This window comes from Pseudomonas sp. BF-R-30, from assembly GCF_019956175.1.
GTDB lineage: Bacteria > Pseudomonadota > Gammaproteobacteria > Pseudomonadales > Pseudomonadaceae > Aquipseudomonas > Aquipseudomonas jessenii.
The window spans coordinates 1-3,962 of record NZ_JAHBDE010000063.1; the positions used below are offsets into that span (position 1 = coordinate 1).

A 3,962-nucleotide genomic window follows, 5' to 3' on the forward strand; every position below is an offset into this window, starting at 1 on the left:
CGAAAGCGGTGGGTCAGACAACATTGATGGTGACTGATCCACCGCTTTCGCGAGCAAGCCCGCTCACACAGGGATTTGTGCCACACCTCTAATTTCTGCCAATACCTATAACAAGAAACCGGAGAACCACCATGTCGTTAAGCGTGTTCGACCTGTTCAAGATTGGCATCGGCCCCTCCAGTTCCCACACCGTCGGCCCGATGCGTGCCGCTGCGCGCTTCGCCGAAGGTTTGCGCCGCGAAAACCTGCTTGAAGCCACCGCCTGCGTCAAAGTCGAGCTGTATGGTTCGCTCGGTGCCACCGGCAAGGGCCACGGCAGTGACAAGGCTGTGCTGCTCGGCCTGGAAGGCGAACACCCGGACACCGTGGATACAGAGACCGTCGCCGCGCGCCTGCAAGAGATTCGCGGCAACGGCCGCTTGAACCTGCTCGGCGAACACAGCATTGCGTTCAACGAGAAAGAACACCTGGCGATGATTCGCAAACCGTTGGCCTATCACCCCAACGGCATGATTTTCCGCGCCTTCGACGCCGCGGGCCTGCAGATCCGCAGCCGCGAGTACTACTCAGTCGGCGGCGGTTTTGTGGTCGATGAAGACGCCGCCGGCGCCGACCGCATCGTCGAAGACGCCACCCCCCTGACCTTTCCGTTCAAAAGCGCCAAGGATCTTCTCGGTCATTGCGTCAAATACGGGCTGTCCATCAGCCAAGTGATGTTGACCAACGAAAGCGCCTGGCGTCCGGAAGCGGAAACCCGCGCCGGCCTGCTTAAAATCTGGCAAGTGATGCAGGACTGCGTCGCCGCCGGATGCCGCAATGAAGGCATCCTGCCCGGTGGGCTGAAGGTCAAGCGCCGGGCCGCCGCACTGCATCGGCAATTGTGCAAGAACCCGGAATCGTCGTTGCGCGATCCCCTGTCGGTGCTGGACTGGGTCAACCTCTACGCGCTGGCGGTCAACGAAGAAAACGCCAATGGCGGGCGCGTGGTCACGGCACCGACCAACGGCGCGGCCGGGATCATTCCGGCGGTGCTGCATTACTACATGCGCTTCATCCCCGGCGCGAATGACGACGGCGTGGTGCGCTTTCTGCTCACTGCCGCAGCCATCGGCATTCTGTACAAGGAAAACGCCTCGATTTCCGGCGCCGAGGTCGGCTGTCAGGGTGAAGTCGGCGTCGCCTGCTCGATGGCCGCCGGTGCCTTGTGCGAAGTACTCGGCGGCAGCGTGCAGCAAGTGGAAAACGCCGCGGAAATCGGCATGGAACACAACCTCGGACTGACCTGCGACCCGATTGGCGGGCTGGTGCAAGTGCCTTGCATCGAGCGCAACGCCATGGGCTCGGTCAAGGCCATCAATGCGGTGCGCATGGCGCTGCGCGGCGATGGACAACACTTCGTCTCCCTCGACAAGGTCATCCGCACCATGCGCCAGACCGGCGCCGACATGAAAAGCAAATACAAGGAAACCGCCCGTGGCGGTTTGGCGGTCAACATTATCGAGTGCTGATGCGCGCTCATCTGCACCCTTTTTCAGGAGCTGAATATGTCCACCGAACAACTGTTGAAAACTCCGTTGCACGCACTGCACATCGAACTCGGCGCCCGCATGGTGCCCTTCGCCGGCTACGACATGCCCGTGCAGTACCCGCTGGGCGTGATGAAAGAACACCAGCACACCCGCGACCAGGCGGGGTTGTTCGATGTCTCGCACATGGGCCAGATTCGCCTGACCGGCGCCAATGCCGCCAAGGCCCTGGAAACCCTGGTGCCTGTGGACATCATCGACCTGCCAGTGGGCATGCAACGCTACGCGATGTTCACCAATGCGACGGGCGGCATCCTCGATGACCTGATGGTCGCCAACCTGGGTAATGACGAACTGTTCCTGGTGGTCAACGCCGCCTGCAAGGACCAGGACCTGGCACACCTGCGCAAGCACATTGGCGACCAGTGCACGATCGAACCGCTGTTCGAAGAGCGCGCCCTGCTCGCCCTGCAAGGCCCGGCTGCAGTGACCGTGCTTGCACGTCTGGCCCCTGAAGTGGCGAAGATGACCTTCATGCAGTTCGCCCGCGTGAAGCTGCTGGGCGTGGACTGCTTTGTCAGCCGTTCGGGTTACACCGGTGAAGACGGTTTCGAAATTTCCGTACCCGCCACCAACGCCGAAGCCCTGGCTCGAGCCCTGCTCGCTGAAGCCGAAGTGGCCGCCATCGGCCTGGGCGCCCGCGACTCCCTGCGCCTGGAAGCGGGTTTGTGCCTGTACGGCCACGACATGAATACTGAAACCACCCCGATCGAAGCGAGTCTGCTGTGGGCGATCTCCAAGCCACGTCGCGCTGATGGTGCACGGGCCGGCGGTTTCCCTGGCGCCGAAAGCGTATTCGCCCAGCAACAGGCAGGCGTGAGCCGCAAACGTGTAGGTCTGCTACCACAGGAACGTACACCCGTGCGCGAAGGCGCCGAGATCGTCAACGAAGCCGGCGACATCATCGGCAGCGTCTGCAGCGGTGGTTTCGGGCCTACCTTGGGCGGCCCGCTAGCCATGGGTTACGTCGACAGCGCTTACATCGCACTGGACACACCGGTCTGGGCGATCGTTCGTGGGAAAAAGGTGCCTTTGCTTGTAAGCAAAATGCCATTTGTTCCACAACGCTACTATCGCGGCTGATTGAATGTTCCTATAAGTAACGCGGTTGCGTTAACGGTGCACTAATGTGTAACGCAACCGCCATAAAATAGTGCATTGTTTGGCTATAAGCTTCGATTATGAACTTTGCTTATAACGATCGAAAACAATTGAACAAGGTTAGTGAATAAGGCCCCACTAGTGGACTTACTTTGCCATCAACCTGAGGAAATACGGGGCCTACACGGGGCTTGTTTTTTCTCCCGTAGTTGGCGTAGAGTTTGTTCACTGTGTTTGCATGGGTCGCTTGGAATCGTGACCTGGGCAGTAGCCTACAAGTTAGCTACATCCCGTTCGACGTCTTCTTACTCTCCTGCAACCAGCCCCAGTACTCTTTCATGAGAAGGAGACTGTCATTAATTTTTGCGTCAAAGGAAATAAGAAATGTCCCAACGTCAGAGCGGTACCGTCAAGTGGTTTAACGACGAGAAAGGTTTTGGTTTTATCACTCCTGAAAGCGGTCCGGATCTGTTCGTGCATTTCCGCGCCATTCAGGGCAACGGCTTCAAGAGCCTGAAAGAAGGCCAGAAAGTGACTTTCATCGCCGTGCAGGGCCAGAAAGGCATGCAGGCTGACGAAGTACAAGCAGAAGCCTAATCTTCTGTAACGAAAAAGCCTCTGATGCTGACATCAGGGGCTTTTTTGTGCGCGTAAATCCGTAAAATGGCTTCTTTTTCGCCGAGAGCCTGCCATGTCGAAACACCTGCTTACCCCCCAGGGCGACTTTCCTGCCGCTGGCCTGGGTCGTCGCCTGGCAGCCATGTTCTATGATTTCCTGCTGTGCACCGCCCTGCTGATCGTCACCAGCGGCATCTACAAGATGATCCAGATGGCGATCATCGGCGAAGAAAGGATGCGCACCCTTACCGAAGCCGGGGCGCTGGACGGCGATCCCCTGCTCTCCACGGTCCTGCTGTTCGTACTGTTCGGCTTCTTCGCCAAATTCTGGACCTGGTCCGGTCAGACCCTGGGCATGCAGGTCTGGTGCATCCGCGTGCAGAATGCCGATGGCTCGTCCATCAGCCTGTGGCAGGCCCTGCTGCGCTTTGTGGTGTCGATTGCTTCGTTGCTGTGCGTTGGCCTGGGTTTCTTCTGGTCGCTGTTCGACAAACAGAAACGCAGCTGGCATGACATCTACTCCAATACCGAACTGGTGCGGATTCCGAAGAAGACCAAGTAATCCCTGAACACACAAACCAATGTGGGAGCGGGCTTGCTCGCGAAGGCGTAGTGTCAGCTGATATCAATGCTGACTGACACTACGCCTTCGCGAGC

Annotated in this window: 4 protein-coding genes; all 4 read left to right on the plus strand. The window is 58.7% G+C overall.

Annotation, left to right across the window (positions count from 1 at the left end; genetic code table 11):
* Positions 1 to 131 precede the first annotated feature (131 nt).
* The 4 genes from KGB20_RS24435 to KGB20_RS24450 all read left to right on the plus strand — a co-directional run bounded on the left by KGB20_RS24435 (position 132) and on the right by KGB20_RS24450 (position 3,867).
* On the plus strand, positions 132 to 1,508 hold the full coding sequence (locus KGB20_RS24435; RefSeq protein ID WP_102670349.1) for an L-serine ammonia-lyase: 1,377 nt from the start codon (positions 132 to 134) through the stop codon (positions 1,506 to 1,508).
* A 36-nt stretch (positions 1,509 to 1,544) separates the two neighbouring features.
* On the plus strand, positions 1,545 to 2,669 hold the full coding sequence (gcvT, locus tag KGB20_RS24440) for a glycine cleavage system aminomethyltransferase GcvT (protein WP_154860424.1): 1,125 nt from the start codon (positions 1,545 to 1,547) through the stop codon (positions 2,667 to 2,669).
* A 402-nt stretch (positions 2,670 to 3,071) separates the two neighbouring features.
* On the plus strand, positions 3,072 to 3,284 hold the full coding sequence (locus KGB20_RS24445) for a cold-shock protein (protein WP_007977299.1): 213 nt from the start codon (positions 3,072 to 3,074) through the stop codon (positions 3,282 to 3,284).
* A gap of 94 nt (positions 3,285 to 3,378) precedes the next feature.
* Entirely contained in the window at positions 3,379 to 3,867 is a 489-nt protein-coding gene (locus tag KGB20_RS24450) for an RDD family protein (RefSeq protein ID WP_057713522.1), read from the plus strand.
* Positions 3,868 to 3,962: the final 95 nt, after the last annotated feature.